This window comes from Exiguobacterium sp. SH0S2 (assembly GCF_004337185.1).
GTDB lineage: Bacteria > Bacillota > Bacilli > Exiguobacteriales > Exiguobacteriaceae > Exiguobacterium > Exiguobacterium aurantiacum_A.
On record NZ_SJVB01000001.1, the window covers coordinates 802192 to 816745 of the forward strand.

Here is a 14554-nt window from a genome sequence, read left to right on the forward strand (position 1 = left end):
ATTCTCCACTCCTACTCGTTTCGTCTCATCTGTTCCGATTCGTCAAACGGCTTCACGTTTCCTGCCTCGTCAACAAATTTTTGTTCGTCATTCGTCAGCGCCTCGAGCGTCTGAATCGTCGCTTCGACGTCGATGGGGGGCGTGTCTTGTCCGGCTTCTAAAATTCGCACCGTCTCGCCGAGCTCGATCGTCCGGTCCGTCAGCTGATGGAACGTCCGGTCGTGCGAAATGAGGATGAGACCGCCCCGGTAGATCGATAAGGCCGCCTCGATTTGTTCGCGTGTCGCGACGTCTAAATAGTTCGTCGGTTCATCAAGCGCGAGCATGTCTGCGTCTGAGAAGTAAAGGATGAGGAATGCGATCCGACACTTCTCGCCCATGCTCGCCTCACGCATCGGTTTATAGACGTCGTCACGACGGAACAAGAAGTGGGCCAGGAGCGTCCGCGCTTCCGTCTCCGGAATGTCGCTCGCGGATAATAGTGCGTCAAGCAGCGTCCCATCCTCGGGCAACCTCTCGAGCGTCTGTGAGAAGTAGCCGATTTTCAGTTTCGGATGGCGATGCACGGCACCCTCGTTTGGCTCAAGCTGCCCTAAAAGCAGCTTCAACAGCGTCGTCTTGCCGCTCCCGTTCGGTCCGACGATCGACAGACGGTCGCCCCGATTGAACGTGAACGAAAGATGCTCGAACAACGGCTCGTCATATCCGAACGCGACGTTCTCGACCGTGATCCATGTCTTCGCCTCAAGCGGTTCCGCTTCGAAGCGGACCGAAACGCGCCCCGCGTCTTTCGGTTTGTTGGGACGCCCTTGTTCGAGCTGATCGAGTTTTCGTTCCCTTGCTTTCATCTTGACGGCAAGATTCGCCGCTCCTTTCTGGGCACCAGGACTGCGGACGCTCGCAGTCGCTTTCGCCTTCAAGTGCCAGCCTTTGTACTGGGCGATCATATCGAGCAGTTCCGACTTGCGCGCCACATAGCGCGCGTGGGCCCGCTCGTCACGCACCCGTTCCTCGGCTTTTTGCTGCTTATAGGCGCTATAGTTGCCCGGATAGCGGACGACCTCGCCGTCACTCAGTTCAAGGATGACCGTTGCGACGTCATCGATGAACTGGCGGTCGTGGGAGATGGCGAGCACCGTGCCCGGAAACTCACGCACCCAGCGCGTCAGCCAGTCGATCGAGTCGACATCGAGATGATTCGTCGGCTCGTCGAGCAAGACGACGTCGACGTGACGCATCATGAGCCGGGCCAATTGTGCCCGCGTCTGTTCGCCGCCGCTCAAGTCAGAAAGCCGTCTTAATCCCATTCCATCCATGCCGATTCGTTTCAACGCTTGGTTCGCCTCGGCCTCGAGTCCGAAAGCGTCACACGCCATCGCCTCGTCATACACCGCGAGCACGCGCTCCGTGTCGCCCGATGTGACTTCTTCGTATAAGCGGAACCGTTCGCTGTCACCTTTCATGACGTACGCGAGCGTCGTCCCATCCCCAACAAACACGGTCTGTTCGACGACACCGACTTTTCCGGCTACTTCGATTCGACCGGCCTGAGGGCTCAGTTCACCGACGAGCAATTTGAACAACGTCGTCTTCCCTGACCCGTTTTGGCCGAACAAGACGGCCCGTTCGCCTGTTGCCACATCGAACGAGACGCTGTCGAATAGCGGTTGCTGGTCGTAGTCGAACCGGACTTGATGTACAGATAACATAGTTGTCTCACCTCGCTTGTTTGTCCGATACGCGATGAAACAAAAAACACCATTCGCTAGAAAGCGATGGTGTGAAGATCTCCGGTCAAGCGGAAAAAAAGGGTCACCCCGCAGCTTGAGATTGGACACACTTCACCCGTGACTGTTCAGACGAACAGTGATGATTCGTTTCATCAGTTGAGTGAGTGTGACTTTTTCATAGCACGCGGTACCTTCCTTTCCTAATCTACTGCCACCTTACCAAAATGTAAGCGGATTCGCAACCAACAAACCCACAATCTCCCATCGTTTCTACGCCTATGGGCGGATGCATGTCTTAGTCGTCAGCGTTAAGATGAAACTATCCTATATATCGAGGTGACTCACATGAAATTACGCAACTTACTCGTCCCGAGCGCTGTCTTGGCAAGCGTCGGCACGTTCTTTTATACACGACTGAAACAGCGGTTACCGCGTCCTGACTTTAAAGAGGCGCCGATCAAACCTGACTTGTCCATTTTCGACGAGACGAGCGTGAGCGCCACGTGGATCGGCCACTCGACCGTGCTCATCCATTGGTACGGCCTCAAAATTTTGACCGACCCGGTATTCTCAAAACGGATCGGTGTCCACGTCGGTCCCGTCACGTTCGGCATGAAACGGCATACCGCCCCTGCCCTCTCGATCGAAGAGATCGGTCACGTCGACGTCATCTTGCTCAGCCACGCCCATATGGACCACTTCGACCATAAAAGTTTGAAGCGGCTCATCACCCGTGACACGGTCGTCATCTCGGCACCGGGGACGAGCAAACTGTTGCGTCACTATCCGAGCCTACAGACGCTCGAGATGCATCCCCACGACAAGTTGACACTCGCGAACGGACTCAACGTCCAAGCGATCCCGGTCGCGCATTGGGGCAACCGCTTCCCGTGGGACAAACATATGGGCTATAACGGCTACGTCTTGAAATATAAAGGCGTCCGTATGCTGTTCGCCGGCGACACGGCGTACACCGAAGCGTTCAACGGGCTCGCGAGCAAAGAACCGATCGACCTCGCCTTCTTCCCGATCGGTGCGTATCAACCGGACTCGTTCCAGGAAGCGCACTGCACCCCGGAGCAAGCGTGGACGATGTTCAAACAGAGCGGAGCGAAACGGTTCTTCCCGATGCACTGGGACACGTTCGTCTTATCATACGAGCCGGTCGAGGAGCCGTATGACCGCCTCGTCGCCGCGGCCAAACTCGAACGCGATCAAATCGTGATTAAGGCGCACGGAGAAAGCATTCGGCTGTAGGTTTCGCTTTCACTTTGTCGTGATTTTCGGTAACGTTAGATGTGAGAGGGAGGGAATCAAATTATGGAATGGACAACACTCAATAATGATGTGAAACTGCCGATGCTCGGGCTCGGCGTGTACAAAGTTGAAGACGGGACGGTCACGGTCGACACGGTCAAGGCGGCACTCGACGCCGGCTACCGGTTGATCGACACGGCCGCCATCTATCAGAACGAAGAGAGCGTCGGGCAGGCGATCCGTGAGTCGAGCGTCCCGCGCGAAGACATCTTCGTGACGACGAAGCTGTGGAACGAGTTTCACGGCTACGACGAGGCGCTCCAGGCGTTTCAAGACAGCCTCGACCGTCTCGGTCTCGACTATGTCGACTTGTTCTTGATCCATTGGCCGATGCCGCGCTTCGGTAAGTTCGTCGAGACGTACAAAGCGCTCGAACAGTTGTATGAGGAAGGCAAAGTACGGGCCATCGGCGTCTCGAACTTCGAGATTCAACACCTCGAACAGATCATCCAATCGTGTGCGATCGTACCGGCGGTGAATCAAGTTGAGATCCACCCATACTTGTCCCAAAAAGAATTGATCGCGTACTGCAAGCGCTACGACATCCAGATCCAAGCGTGGAGTCCGCTCATGAAAGGTCGTGAGGCGCTCGAGGATGCGACGATCGTCGACATCGCGAGCAAGTACGGCAAGTCCCCGGCCCAAGTCATCTTGCGCTGGCATCTTCAAAACGGTGTCGCCGTCATTCCAAAATCGGTCACACCGAGTCGGATTCGTGAAAACATACAGGTATTCGACTTCACGTTGACGAAAGAAGACATGGCAGCGATCGACGGACTCAACCGGAACGAGCGGACCGGGTCCGACCCGGTCGAGATGCACAAAATCCACTACTGAGGAGAGACTCTACATGTTCAAAAAACTAGCTTCTGATTTGACAGGCTTTAGCGATATCGGTGAAGTCATCGACCCGAAAGACTTCGACAAGGCCGATGCCGACGATTACGTCTTACATGAGGACAACGAGAAGATTTACTTCTTGATCAAGTCGAAATCGGATGAGTACTGCTTCACGAACCTCGCGATGATCCATCTCGACGGCGCGAGCGCCATCAGTTCGAAGCGCGTCTTGTATCGTTATCCGTACGCGCAACATCCGCTCCAACACGTCATGTTCGAGACGGCCGGCACGGTCGACTTAGACGTTGAGATCAAGTTCACAATCGGCGATAAGCCATACTCGATCGACGTAAACAAAAAGCAAATCGAGCACGTCAAAGACTTGTACAAATCACTCCTCGCCATCGCCGAGAAACAACGCGAAGGCCGGAAAATGCTCGAGTTCGCCAACGCGTCGCTCACGCATTCCGTGTCAGTTCTGAGCGGCCTCCGTCAAGGGGACATGAACGTCGCGACGACGTTCAAAGACTTGTCGCAACAATCGTTCGACTGGCTCCAAGGCCACTATCACGAATGGAACCGGAAAGATTTCGGTGACGTGTTCGAGAAGTACATCAACAATTAACTTGGTGGTGACGTATGGACTACATGTGGTTGTTGATTGCGTTTTTCTTGTTCATGCTCGTGATTTTGACTGTGTTCATCAGTAGTGTGCTCAACGCCTTGCTCAGAAACCTCCACCCGTTAGTTCATATCACCGTCATTTTGTTTTTGTCGTTCACGTATGAGCGTCTAATGTTAGATTATAATCTCTTATGGACGCTTTTCATTCTTGTGACCATCAGTTATTTAGCACCACTTCTCGTCGTGAAAATGTACAACAAAGGTGAGCGCTTCGAACGCGAACATCTAAAATGACAAAATGTCCCCTAGACTACAAACGGAGTCTAGGGGACATTTTTATTTACTTTCGTCGATCAACCGTTCGGCGAGCCGTTGGTACAAGTGGCTCATATGCACGGCCGAGGCAATGGCGAGCGACTGTTGGATTTCACTCGCTTCAGTCGCTTTCACGTTCGCGAGCAGCGTCTCGGCTTGCGTCTCGAACGCCTGCAAGTTTTGTTCTTTCTGAGCCTGATAGGCGTCATAAAAGTCTTCGAGCGAGAACGCCTCGTCCGATTCATTCAGCGGCCGGAGCGTCTCTTTGATGTCGTTGATCGACAACAGCCCTTTCATCTCATAGATCAACCCGAGGAGCATCAAATGCTCGTTCGTGTACTTCTTGTTTTTGACGGGATGGAACAACTTGCCTTTAGCGTAGTTGTTGATCATCGTCTTCGTTAAAATCGTCTCGTCTTCATTACGTTTCATCTTGCCGTAATGCTGCTCGAACAGTTGGATGACTTGGTCCATATATAAGTCAATCGTCGGCAATACCGCTTTCGGGAGCGTGCCTTCCGTCCGTACAATCTCGTTCGGTTTCATCGAATCACCTCACTTTCAGTATACGGACAATCGTCGTTTGTCGAAACAAAAACCTTGTTCTTCTTGCCCATACCGCTTATCATGTAGTTATGGATACTACATGACGTCATAAGGAGTGTTTTTGCATGAATTCGATTTTTCGGGAACCTATTAACGCGCTGACCCATCTCGCCGGAGCGGTACTCGCCTTCATCGCCTTGATCGCGATGACGGTGAAAGCGTCACTGCTCGGCTCACCGCTCGCCATCATGGCGGCGATTTTGTTCGGAATCAGTCTCGTCTTTCTTTACCTGTCGTCTGGCTTGTACCACAGCATCATCGCCTCGCCGAAAGTCATCGCGTTCTTCCGACGAATCGATCATGCGATGATTTACGCTTTGATCGCCGGGACATACGCCCCGCTCACACTGCTCGCGCTCGAAAGCCCGATGCGCTGGGTGCTGTTCGGTATCGTCCACGTCCTCGCCTTGTTCGGCATCATCTTCAAACTTGTCTGGTTCCACGCCCCACGCTTCTTGTCGACTGCTCTCTACATCGGCATGGGCTGGCTGTCGGTCTTCTTCATCGGACCGCTCCATAGCGTGATCGGCAACGGCGGCATCTTTTGGCTCTTGCTCGGAGGCTTCATGTACACGGTCGGCGGTCTCATCTACGGCTTCAAGCCGAAGTTCGTCAACTGGCGCGGTTGGGGCTTCCACGAGGTGTTCCACTTGTTCATCTTGTTCGGCAGCTTCGCCCACTTCGTCTGCGTGTTCTGGTACGTCTTTTAAGTCCTCCTCGTGAGGGCTTTTTTTGTGAGCACATTCATTTACTTCAATTTCAAGACATCCTACACTGACTGTAGGAGGGATTCACTATGAAAATTGAAGTTTGGTCAGATTACGTCTGTCCGTTCTGTTATATCGGCAAGCGCCGTCTAGAAGAAGCACTCGAACAGTTCCCACACGCGGACAAGGTCGAAGTGGAGTTTAAGAGCTTCGAACTCGACCCGAACGCCCCGACGACCGATTCACGTTCGATTTATGAAGTGCTCGCGAAGAAATACAGCATGCCGCTCGAGCAGGCGAAAACAACGACGGCCCAAGTCGCCGCTCAAGCTCAATCAGTCGGACTCGACTATGACTTTGACAACATGGTCGTCACCGGCACGCTCGACTCGCACCGGTTGACGCACTATGCGAAGACGGTCGGTAAAGAGAAGGAGCTGTCGGAAGCGCTCCTCAAAGCGTACTTCATCGAGGCGAAACATATCGGCGACCACGACGTCCTCGTCGAGATCGCGACAAGCGTCGGGCTCGATGCTGACGCCGTGAAAGACGTACTCGCTTCAGACGTGTACACGGAAGAGGTTCGTGCTGAAGAAAGACGCGCGAGCGACCTCGGCATCACCGGTGTCCCGTTCTTCGTCTTTGACGGCAAGTATGGCGTCTCAGGCGCCCAACCGACCGAGGCGTTCACACAAGTGCTCGAGAAAACATGGGCCGAATCGGCACCGACACTTCAAGTGCTCTCGGGCGGTGCGACGTGCACGGACGATAACTGCGATATTTGACTTCAAAACAACGACAGAGAAGCATTCGTCCGAACACGGGCGAATGCTTTTTTAGGTTAAGTCTCAAAGTTCAAATCACCCATCATGCCTTCGAATGAAATTGCCTCAAAATGTTCTTGATGCGCGTTCATCGCTTCATGATAAAGTTCTAAGTCTAGATCATTTTCTATTCGTTCCAGGACAGCGCCCCGAAAAAGCGTGGAGAGGTCCAGGTTCTTGGTTTTCGCATATTCTCTAATGAGACGCTCATCCTCCTCATTGAGTCGCACAGATATCGTTCCCATACAATCACCCTCCTTTACACACATGGTATTACGAAATCAGAGTGTTTATATAATCAGTTCACACGAATTAATGAATGGGAGAAGAAGCTAAAATCCCGGCTTCTTTTTTGTGGCTTAATGAATCATTCTCAAGCATAATTATTATTAACTGATAAGAATCGAGGACTTAACATATGTGGAAAAATCGGAACGTCTGGATCATCTTGACCGGGGAGTTCGTCGCCGGTCTCGGGCTTTGGCTCGGCATCATCGGCAACTTGGAGTTCATGCAGGAGAAAGTCCCGTCCGACTTCGTCAAGGCGCTCATCCTCGCCGGGGGGCTGCTCGCTGGCGTCGCCATCGGACCGCTCGCCGGTCGTCTCACCGATCAGGGCTCGAAAAAGAAAATCATGCTCATCTCGAGCATCGTCCGGGCGCTGAGCGTCCTCTTCATGTTCGTCGCCATCGAGACGGGAAGCGTCCTGTGGATGGTCGTCTTCCTCGTCTTCTTGCAAGGGTCGGCCGCGTTTTACTTCCCGGCGCTCCAAGCAGCCATCCCGCTCATCGTCAAGGAACGGGAGCTGCTCGCCTTGAACGGGGTCCATATGAACGTGTCGACGTTATCACGCGTCATCGGAACGGCGATCGCCGGGATTCTGCTCACGCTCATCTCACTGCGGGACGTCTATGCGCTCTCGCTCGTCGCCTACTTGTTGCTCGCTGTCGCGACGTGGTTCTTGAACATCGACGAGACGACGACACCGTCCGCCCGAAAAGTCGATACGAAGTCGTCAGGCGGATTCAAGGACGTCTTCCCGATCATCAAGTCGATTCCGGTCATCTTCATGACGCTCGTCATGACACTCATCCCGCTCCTCTTCATCGGCGGGTTCAACTTGCTCGTCATCAACATTAGCGAGCTGCAAGATTCGACCGCGATCAAAGGCTGGATTTATACGGCGGAAGGGATCGCCTTCATGGTCGGCGCGTTCGTCATCAAACGGATCGGTGAGAAGTTCTCCGTATTCTCAATCTTGTTCACGTTCTCGTTTTTGATCGGGATCGCTCAGCTCATGCTGTACTTCGCCGACATCCCAGTCGTCTCGATCGCAGCGTTCGTCTTGTTCGGCTTCTCGGTCGGTTGTTTCTTCCCGACCGCGGTGACGATTTTCCAGACGCGGATGCCGAAAGACTATCACGGACGCTTCTTCTCGTTCCGGAACATGCTCGACCGCATCGTCTTTCAAGTCGTCCTGCTCGTCACCGGCTTCTTCCTCGACTTGATCGGTCTGCAGCTCATGGTCGTCTTGTTCGGGGTAAGTTCGATCGCGATGACCGCTTCCTTCCTCGTCTATACGCGGAAACACAAGCTTTATATCGAAACGGACGAGACCGAACGGATCTCGTCCTAACAAAACAAGCGCTGACCGAATTCGGTCAGCGCTTGTTCATGTCCTCGATGTCACGCCACCACGTGTTTGTGTCGTTACGACCGTCGAGCGTGATCCGTTCCCCGATCATCGGAGTAAGTACGTGTTCTTGCGGCAACAACTGCGTCATCTGTTCGGCCGGGTCGTACCAGGCGTGGAATGATAGCGTGAACGCGCCCCAATGGATCGGCAACATCTTATCGGCCCGCACGTCGCGGAACGCCTGAGCCGTCTCTCGTGGCTGCATGTGCACATCCGGCCAACGCTCATCGTATTGCCCACATTCGAGTGCCGCGAAATCGAACGGTCCGTACTCGTCCCCAATATCTTTAAAGTGAGGACCGTAACCGCCGTCACCGCTAAAGAACAAGCGGTCCGTCTCACCGATGACGACCCATGACGCCCAAAGCGTCGCATTGCGGTCGGTGAGCGATCGACCGGAGAAGTGACGGGCCGGCGCACAGACGAACGTCCACGTCCCGAACTGATACGTATCGCCCCAATCGCGTTCGACGATGCGTTCTGCCCCGACGCCCCAACGTTTCAAATGGCTGCCGACGCCGAGCGGGACGATGAACATGGCGACTTTGTCTTTGATCGCTTGAATCGTCGCATAGTCCAAATGGTCGTAATGGTCATGCGTCAGCAAGACGACGTCGATTGACGGCAAATCGTCGAGCTCGAACGGCAAGTCCTCGCTGAACCGTTCATTCTTCGCGAACGGGAGCGGTGACGGACTCCGGCCGAACATCGGGTCGACGAGCATCGTCTTGCCGTCCATTTGAACGAGCATCGCTGAATGGCCGAGCCAATAGATGCGGGTGAAGCTCGAGCCAAGTGTCTCGGTGAAGTCGATCGGGACGACCGGCAACCGAACGCTCGGCTTCCGGAGCGAGTCCGGATGCAAAAATTCTTTCGACATCGAGATCATATCATCGCTTGAAAACCGCATCGGTGTCTCAAGCTGATTGCGGAACTTGCCGTTGACAAGATTCGGCGACTGGAGCGCTTTTGGCTTGCGTCCGAGTGGCTTATATTGTGTGAGTGCTGTACCCGTCACAGCAGCCAAACCCATCAATGAAACGAGTAGTGTTTTTTTCAAAAATATCCTCTCCTCTATTGCTTATTATACGGCAACATGCCGGATTCCCCTGTTTTTGAATACGCAAAAAAGGACGACATCGCGTCGCCCTCAAGATTTCTGTAAAATTTTAATATCGTTGACGATATCCTCGATCGGTACGTCTTGGAACCCTTGGTACGCCTTGACGATTTTTCCGTCTTGATCGACGAGATAGAACCAAGTCGCGTGATCGACTTGCGTGCCTTCGTCGGGCTTGCGGACGAGCGCCTTGAAGTTCTCTTGCGCGAACGCCTCGATCTCGTCTTGCGAATAGCCGGTCAAGAACTGCCAGTCGGCTTGCGCCAAGTCATACCCGGACATGAACTGTTTAATCTTATCCGGTGTGTCGACGGTCGGGTCGACGCTGAACGACACGAACTGGACGTCCTCGACGCCTTCTTCGATGAGCGCTTCATTCAGCTTCGTCATGTTGTACGTCATCGGTGGGCAAACCGTCTCACAGTTCGTGAACACGAAGTCGGCCATCCACACTTTCCCTTTCAAGTCATCGAGACTGACCATCTCCTCGTCCTGGTTCATATAGTCGAACGATTCGATCTCCCAGTTGAGCGGGTCTTCGATCTCATTGCCGCAAGCGGCGAGCACAGTGAGTAAACTCATAAGCCCGATCAGCATCCATTTTTTCAAACGTTCCATCCCCTTACTTGTCCGTTTTTATGTTGAGCAATAATAGCGTGATGAGTGTGAACGCCGTGAGCGCGAGGAACGGGATCGTCACGAAGCCGAACCAGTTGATGTACTGCACGTTACACGGCACGCCTTCGACACACGGTTTGATGTCGGCAAAACCGGGTACTTTTTGCACGAGATAATGGTAAAGTGAAATCATACCGCCGCCGATTGCTAGCGGCAATACATATTTCTTCACTTGACGATCGTTCGTGAATACAGCCATACCGAGCACGAAGACGAGTGGATACATGAAGATACGTTGGATCCAGCACAGTTCGCACGGGACGAACTCGCGAATCTCACTGAAGTATAAACTGCCGAGCGTCGCCGTGAGCGCGACGAGCCAAGCGAGATACAAGCCGTAGCGGCTCAAGAACGACTGCTTCATGGTGCCCCTTGTTCAATCAATCGTTCGATCGCCTCATAGTCGAACGGGTCTTCTAGCATGACGCCGTTGATCATGATCGACGGCGTGAACTGGACCCCGTATTCTTTGACGAATCCGTCATCTAGACTCACCTGTTCGAGCACGCTCGAGTTTTCACTCAAGTCGTCTTCGAACTTCGCCATGTCGACCGACGTCGTCTCGCCTGCGATCTGCTTCAATCGCTCGACCGTGACCCACGCCTCGTCGTGCTGCTGGCTCGCCGGTTGCGCGTCATAGAGTGCCTTATGGAAGTCCCAGAACGCATCCGGGTCTTGCTTATAGACCGATTCTGAAGCGAGTGACGCCAAAATCGACTCTTGTCCGTGGAACAAGACGTTGATATAGCTGAAGCTCGCGTCACCCGTATCGATATAGTCCGCCTTTAGCTGCGGATAGATCGTCTCGCCCCATTGTTTACAAGACGGACATTTGTAGTCCCCGAACTCGACGACTGAGACCGGTGCGTCCGCTTCCCCGAGCGTCGGTTGCCCGTCTGTCGGCACGTGCTCGTTCGTAGCCGGCGCCGCCGTCTCTGCCTGCTCGGCCGGTCGGTTCAAGAGAACGACCACGACCGCGATGAGTGCGACCGCGATGAGCGTCCCGACGACCAATGCTTGATTTTGTTTCATTCGTCTCACCTCTATTTTTATCGATTCGTCTTTCATTATAGCGAAAGCGCTATCCGATTCCACGAAATCGACTTGTTTATTACCGACTTTGCTTCAAGTCGTCCATATTTTGACGATGAATAAAGTGAATGTTTATTGTAGGAGGAACTATTTATGAAATCGTTCTCGATGCGCCTCGGGTTAATCTTGGCGCTCAGCATTGCCAGTCTCGTCTTTATTCTAACACTCGCCTTAACGTATACAATCAGCGAGCGTTCAGCCGCGTCGCTTGAACAAGAGATCGGGGAACGTCTGTCGACGACATCGCACCAGCTCGTCGATAAGCTCGACTTTTATATGTGGTCGCGCTATCAGGAAGTCCAATTGCTCCAAGGACTCGACGCCTTGAACGAACCGCGCGAAAGCCGGGCCCTTCTCGATGAGGTCCAAACGAACATCCCTGCTTTCTCGTGGATGGGGGTGACCGATGCATCGGGGACTGTCACCGCCTCGACGGACGGGATTTTAGAAGGGATGTCGATCGCCGAACGTCCGGTCTTCTCGGAAGCGCAACAACAACCGTTCATCGGGGACGTCCACGAGGCCGTTCTCCTCGCTGAAAAACTCCCCAATCCGAGTGGAGAACCTCTCCAATTCGTCGACATCAGCGTCCCAATCGTGCGCGACGGTGAATTTAAAGGCGTCTTGGCGACCCACCTGAGCTGGGAATGGGGAGAAGAAGTGCTCCAGCACTTTAACCGCACGTTGCACCATCACTCGGACTATACCGACATGTTCGTCGTCAGTGGACGTGACAACACCGTGCTGCTCGGTCCCGATCATCTCGTCGGAACAACGCTCCCGACGACGCTCGAAGACGGTTGGCACGTCGAGACATGGGAAGATGGAACGTCATACTTGACCGGTGTCGCTATCGGAGAAGGGTACGGCGACTACGCCGGTCTCGGCTGGAGTGTTGTCGTCCGGCAACCGGTCGACGTGGCGTTCGCCCCCGTCACGTCGCTTCAAAACAACATCTTATGGATCGGTCTCGTCGCCTCGATTGTGACCGCCCTGCTCGGTTGGCTGCTCGCCCTATTCGTGACGCGGCCACTGCAAAAAATCACTGAGACGGCGACGCTCATGAAGCAAGGAAAAGCGAAGACGTTCCCGCATCAATCCGGCATCCATGAGATCGAGTCGCTCGCGTTCGCCCTTGAGTCACTCGTCACGTCGCTGACCAATTCAGAGACCGAACGGGTCCGCTTCGAATCACTCGCTAACCACGATGTATTGACCGGTCTTGCCAACCGGACGGCGCTCCGTCAGTACTTGAATGACGCACAACTGACAACGAACGACTATATCTGCTTCTATATCGACCTTGACGGCTTTAAAGCAGTCAACGATACGTACGGGCACGCGTCAGGCGACGAAGTGCTAGTCGAGATCGCCGACCGGCTGAAGCAACTGCCTCTCGAAGGGCTATACCCGGTCCGATTGAGCGGAGATGAGTTCTTCCTTCTGTTCGAACGAAACAACCGAAGTGACCGCGACGTCCAGCAGATCGGGGAAGATGCCATCGCCGCGTTGTCCGCACCCGTATCGTTTGACGGCGGGACGGCTGCTGTCGGTGTGAGTATCGGCGCTGCGCTCTGGCATTCAAACACGCCGCCGCATCTCACCATCGAACGGGCCGACCAGGCGCTCTACCGCTCGAAAGCGAGCGGCAAGAACCAGATCACGCTCGATGAGACGCTGCTTGCATAAGAAAGGTCCATGTCACTTGCGACATGGACCTGTTTTTTACGCTTCGAACAACAACTGTTCTGGATCTTCAATCATATCTTTAATGTGTTTGAGGAACGTCACGGCCTCACGACCGTCGACGATGCGGTGGTCGTATGAGAGCGCCACGTACATCATCGGACGGTTCTCCATCGTCTCGGCGTCGATCGCGATCGGACGAAGTTGGATCGTGTGCATTCCGAGGATAGCGACTTGCGGTCCGTTCAAGATCGGTGTCGATAAGAGTGAACCGAACACGCCGCCGTTCGTGATCGTGAACGTGCCGCCAGTCAGGTCGCTAAGCCCGAGCTTATTGTTGCGCGCCTTGTCGGCAAGATGGATGATATCCTTCTCGATCTCGCCAAAGTTTTTACGGTCCGCTTCCCGGACGACCGGGACGACGAGTCCGTCCGGTGCCGATACGGCGATGCCGATGTCGTAATATTTCTTCAAGACGATCTCGTTGCCTTGAATCTCAGCGTTCAAATACGGCATCCGTTTCAGAGCCGCGACGGCCGCTTTCGTGAAGAACGACATGAAGCCGAGTTTGACGTCGTTATCTTTAATGAACTTCTCTTGGCGACGTTTCCGGAGCGCCATGACCGCCGTCATGTCGATCTCGTTGAACGTCGTGAGCATCGCCGCCGTCTGTTGGACTTCGACGAGACGGCTCGCGATCGTTTGACGACGACGCGTCATCTTGATGCGCTCTTCGTCTTTGCCGCTCGCGACCGGTTGTGGTGCCGCAGCCGGTACTTTCGGTGCTTCTGGCTTTGGAGTCGGTGTTGCGTTGTGGTTCGACACGTCATGGACGTTGATGCGGCCGATCGGGTCGTTCGTCTGAACGGCCGAGAGGTCGATCCCGCGCTCACGAGCGAGCTTGCGTGCCGCCGGTGTAGCGATCGGGCCTTTACCTGGGCTTGCTACGTGCTCTTCACGACGCTCGACTTTTTTCGCTTCGCCGACTTTTTCTGTTTTCGTCTCGGCTGGAGCCGGAGCAGCTTCTGTCGCTGCTTCCGTCTTCGTCTTCGTCGCGACGGCCGTGCCGCCGGCTGAACCTGAACTTAAGCGGGCGATGACTTGACCGACTTGGACCGTGTCGCCTTCCCCGGCGAGTTGTTCTTCTAACGTTCCCGACTCATCGGACGGCACTTCGATGTTGACTTTGTCTGTCTCGAGCTCGACGATGGCCTCCCCTTTTTCAACATGGTCGCCTGGCTGCTTGAGCCAAGACGCGACCGTTCCTTCCGTAATGGACTCTGCTAATTCCGGTACTTTAATTTCGATCACAATGAGTT

The 14554-nt window shown here is 54.2% G+C and carries 16 protein-coding genes; 8 read left to right on the forward strand and 8 right to left on the reverse strand.

The genetic code is table 11. The features are described from left to right. Positions 1-11 precede the first annotated feature (11 nt). On the reverse strand, positions 12-1709 hold the full coding sequence (abc-f, locus tag EVJ21_RS04095) for a ribosomal protection-like ABC-F family protein (protein WP_131489933.1): 1698 nt from the start codon (positions 1707-1709) through the stop codon (positions 12-14). A gap of 366 nt (positions 1710-2075) precedes the next feature. On the opposite strand from abc-f, the gene EVJ21_RS04100 reads away from it, so the two are divergent. From EVJ21_RS04100 to EVJ21_RS04115, 4 genes are all read left to right on the forward strand, one after another. Then, a complete protein-coding gene (locus EVJ21_RS04100) occupies positions 2076-2987 on the forward strand; it encodes an MBL fold metallo-hydrolase (protein ID WP_070327781.1) in 912 nt (303 codons plus the stop codon). A gap of 63 nt (positions 2988-3050) precedes the next feature. Next, positions 3051-3884: an aldo/keto reductase gene (locus EVJ21_RS04105; protein WP_131457518.1), complete on the forward strand. Its 834-nt coding sequence runs from the start codon at positions 3051-3053 to the stop codon at positions 3882-3884. A 13-nt stretch (positions 3885-3897) separates the two neighbouring features. Continuing rightward, positions 3898-4512, forward strand: a complete 615-nt coding sequence (locus EVJ21_RS04110; RefSeq protein WP_131489934.1) for a PH domain-containing protein — start codon at positions 3898-3900, stop codon at positions 4510-4512. A 14-nt stretch (positions 4513-4526) separates the two neighbouring features. Further along, a complete protein-coding gene (locus EVJ21_RS04115; protein WP_131457522.1) occupies positions 4527-4805 on the forward strand; it encodes a hypothetical protein in 279 nt (92 codons plus the stop codon). Between the two features lie 42 nt (positions 4806-4847). Here the strand turns inward: EVJ21_RS04115 and EVJ21_RS04120 are convergent, their stop codons facing one another. Continuing rightward, positions 4848-5372 carry a DUF1836 domain-containing protein gene (locus EVJ21_RS04120; protein ID WP_070327785.1) on the reverse strand — a complete coding sequence of 175 codons (525 nt, stop codon included), beginning with the start codon at positions 5370-5372 and terminating at the stop codon, positions 4848-4850. A gap of 125 nt (positions 5373-5497) precedes the next feature. On the opposite strand from EVJ21_RS04120, the gene trhA reads away from it, so the two are divergent. Both trhA and EVJ21_RS04130 read left to right on the forward strand, forming a co-directional pair. Further along, positions 5498-6142, forward strand: a complete 645-nt coding sequence (gene trhA / locus EVJ21_RS04125) for a PAQR family membrane homeostasis protein TrhA (RefSeq protein ID WP_070327786.1) — start codon at positions 5498-5500, stop codon at positions 6140-6142. A gap of 86 nt (positions 6143-6228) precedes the next feature. Further along, positions 6229-6924, forward strand: a complete 696-nt coding sequence (locus EVJ21_RS04130) for a DsbA family oxidoreductase (protein WP_131465571.1) — start codon at positions 6229-6231, stop codon at positions 6922-6924. Between the two features lie 56 nt (positions 6925-6980). On the opposite strand, the gene relB is transcribed toward EVJ21_RS04130, so the two are convergent. Continuing rightward, positions 6981-7208: a type II toxin-antitoxin system RelB family antitoxin gene (gene relB / locus EVJ21_RS04135; RefSeq protein ID WP_131489935.1), complete on the reverse strand. Its 228-nt coding sequence runs from the start codon at positions 7206-7208 to the stop codon at positions 6981-6983. Positions 7209-7381: 173 nt separating this feature from the next. On the opposite strand from relB, the gene EVJ21_RS04140 reads away from it, so the two are divergent. Continuing rightward, the gene (locus EVJ21_RS04140) at positions 7382-8599 is read left to right on the forward strand and encodes an MFS transporter (RefSeq protein ID WP_131465575.1); all 1218 of its coding nucleotides are present in this window, start codon (positions 7382-7384) and stop codon (positions 8597-8599) included. A 25-nt stretch (positions 8600-8624) separates the two neighbouring features. On the opposite strand, the gene EVJ21_RS04145 is transcribed toward EVJ21_RS04140, so the two are convergent. The 4 genes from EVJ21_RS04145 to EVJ21_RS04160 form a co-directional block, all read right to left on the reverse strand. Continuing rightward, positions 8625-9719, reverse strand: coding sequence for an MBL fold metallo-hydrolase (locus EVJ21_RS04145; RefSeq protein WP_236633728.1), 1095 nt, complete (start codon positions 9717-9719; stop codon positions 8625-8627). 90 nt (positions 9720-9809) lie between these two features. Then, the gene (locus tag EVJ21_RS04150; protein WP_131489936.1) at positions 9810-10397 is read right to left on the reverse strand and encodes an SCO family protein; all 588 of its coding nucleotides are present in this window, start codon (positions 10395-10397) and stop codon (positions 9810-9812) included. Between the two features lie 4 nt (positions 10398-10401). After that, positions 10402-10821, reverse strand: a complete 420-nt coding sequence (locus EVJ21_RS04155; protein WP_070327791.1) for a disulfide oxidoreductase — start codon at positions 10819-10821, stop codon at positions 10402-10404. Further along, the gene (locus EVJ21_RS04160) at positions 10818-11489 is read right to left on the reverse strand and encodes a DsbA family protein (protein ID WP_131489937.1); all 672 of its coding nucleotides are present in this window, start codon (positions 11487-11489) and stop codon (positions 10818-10820) included. Before EVJ21_RS04160 ends, EVJ21_RS04155 begins: the two co-directional genes overlap by 4 nt. A gap of 153 nt (positions 11490-11642) precedes the next feature. On the opposite strand from EVJ21_RS04160, the gene EVJ21_RS04165 reads away from it, so the two are divergent. Beyond that, positions 11643-13238: a diguanylate cyclase domain-containing protein gene (locus EVJ21_RS04165; protein WP_131489938.1), complete on the forward strand. Its 1596-nt coding sequence runs from the start codon at positions 11643-11645 to the stop codon at positions 13236-13238. Positions 13239-13274: 36 nt separating this feature from the next. On the opposite strand, the gene odhB is transcribed toward EVJ21_RS04165, so the two are convergent. Continuing rightward, entirely contained in the window at positions 13275-14546 is a 1272-nt protein-coding gene (gene odhB, locus EVJ21_RS04170) for a 2-oxoglutarate dehydrogenase complex dihydrolipoyllysine-residue succinyltransferase (protein WP_131489939.1), read from the reverse strand. Between the last annotated feature and the right edge of the window lie 8 nt (positions 14547-14554).

What these genes read in the sequence shown, in the direction of transcription:
- abc-f (WP_131489933.1), bottom strand. Translation starts at nt 1,709, where the DNA reads ATGTTATCTGTACATCAAGTCCGGTTCGACTACGACCAGCAACCGCTA.
- EVJ21_RS04100 (WP_070327781.1), top strand. Translation starts at nt 2,076, where the DNA reads ATGAAATTACGCAACTTACTCGTCCCGAGCGCTGTCTTGGCAAGCGTC.
- EVJ21_RS04105 (WP_131457518.1), top strand. Translation starts at nt 3,051, where the DNA reads ATGGAATGGACAACACTCAATAATGATGTGAAACTGCCGATGCTCGGG.
- EVJ21_RS04110 (WP_131489934.1), top strand. Translation starts at nt 3,898, where the DNA reads ATGTTCAAAAAACTAGCTTCTGATTTGACAGGCTTTAGCGATATCGGT.
- EVJ21_RS04115 (WP_131457522.1), top strand. Translation starts at nt 4,527, where the DNA reads ATGGACTACATGTGGTTGTTGATTGCGTTTTTCTTGTTCATGCTCGTG.
- EVJ21_RS04120 (WP_070327785.1), bottom strand. Translation starts at nt 5,372, where the DNA reads ATGAAACCGAACGAGATTGTACGGACGGAAGGCACGCTCCCGAAAGCG.
- trhA (WP_070327786.1), top strand. Translation starts at nt 5,498, where the DNA reads ATGAATTCGATTTTTCGGGAACCTATTAACGCGCTGACCCATCTCGCC.
- EVJ21_RS04130 (WP_131465571.1), top strand. Translation starts at nt 6,229, where the DNA reads ATGAAAATTGAAGTTTGGTCAGATTACGTCTGTCCGTTCTGTTATATC.
- relB (WP_131489935.1), bottom strand. Translation starts at nt 7,208, where the DNA reads ATGGGAACGATATCTGTGCGACTCAATGAGGAGGATGAGCGTCTCATT.
- EVJ21_RS04140 (WP_131465575.1), top strand. Translation starts at nt 7,382, where the DNA reads ATGTGGAAAAATCGGAACGTCTGGATCATCTTGACCGGGGAGTTCGTC.
- EVJ21_RS04150 (WP_131489936.1), bottom strand. Translation starts at nt 10,397, where the DNA reads ATGGAACGTTTGAAAAAATGGATGCTGATCGGGCTTATGAGTTTACTC.
- EVJ21_RS04155 (WP_070327791.1), bottom strand. Translation starts at nt 10,821, where the DNA reads ATGAAGCAGTCGTTCTTGAGCCGCTACGGCTTGTATCTCGCTTGGCTC.
- EVJ21_RS04160 (WP_131489937.1), bottom strand. Translation starts at nt 11,489, where the DNA reads ATGAAACAAAATCAAGCATTGGTCGTCGGGACGCTCATCGCGGTCGCA.
- EVJ21_RS04165 (WP_131489938.1), top strand. Translation starts at nt 11,643, where the DNA reads ATGAAATCGTTCTCGATGCGCCTCGGGTTAATCTTGGCGCTCAGCATT.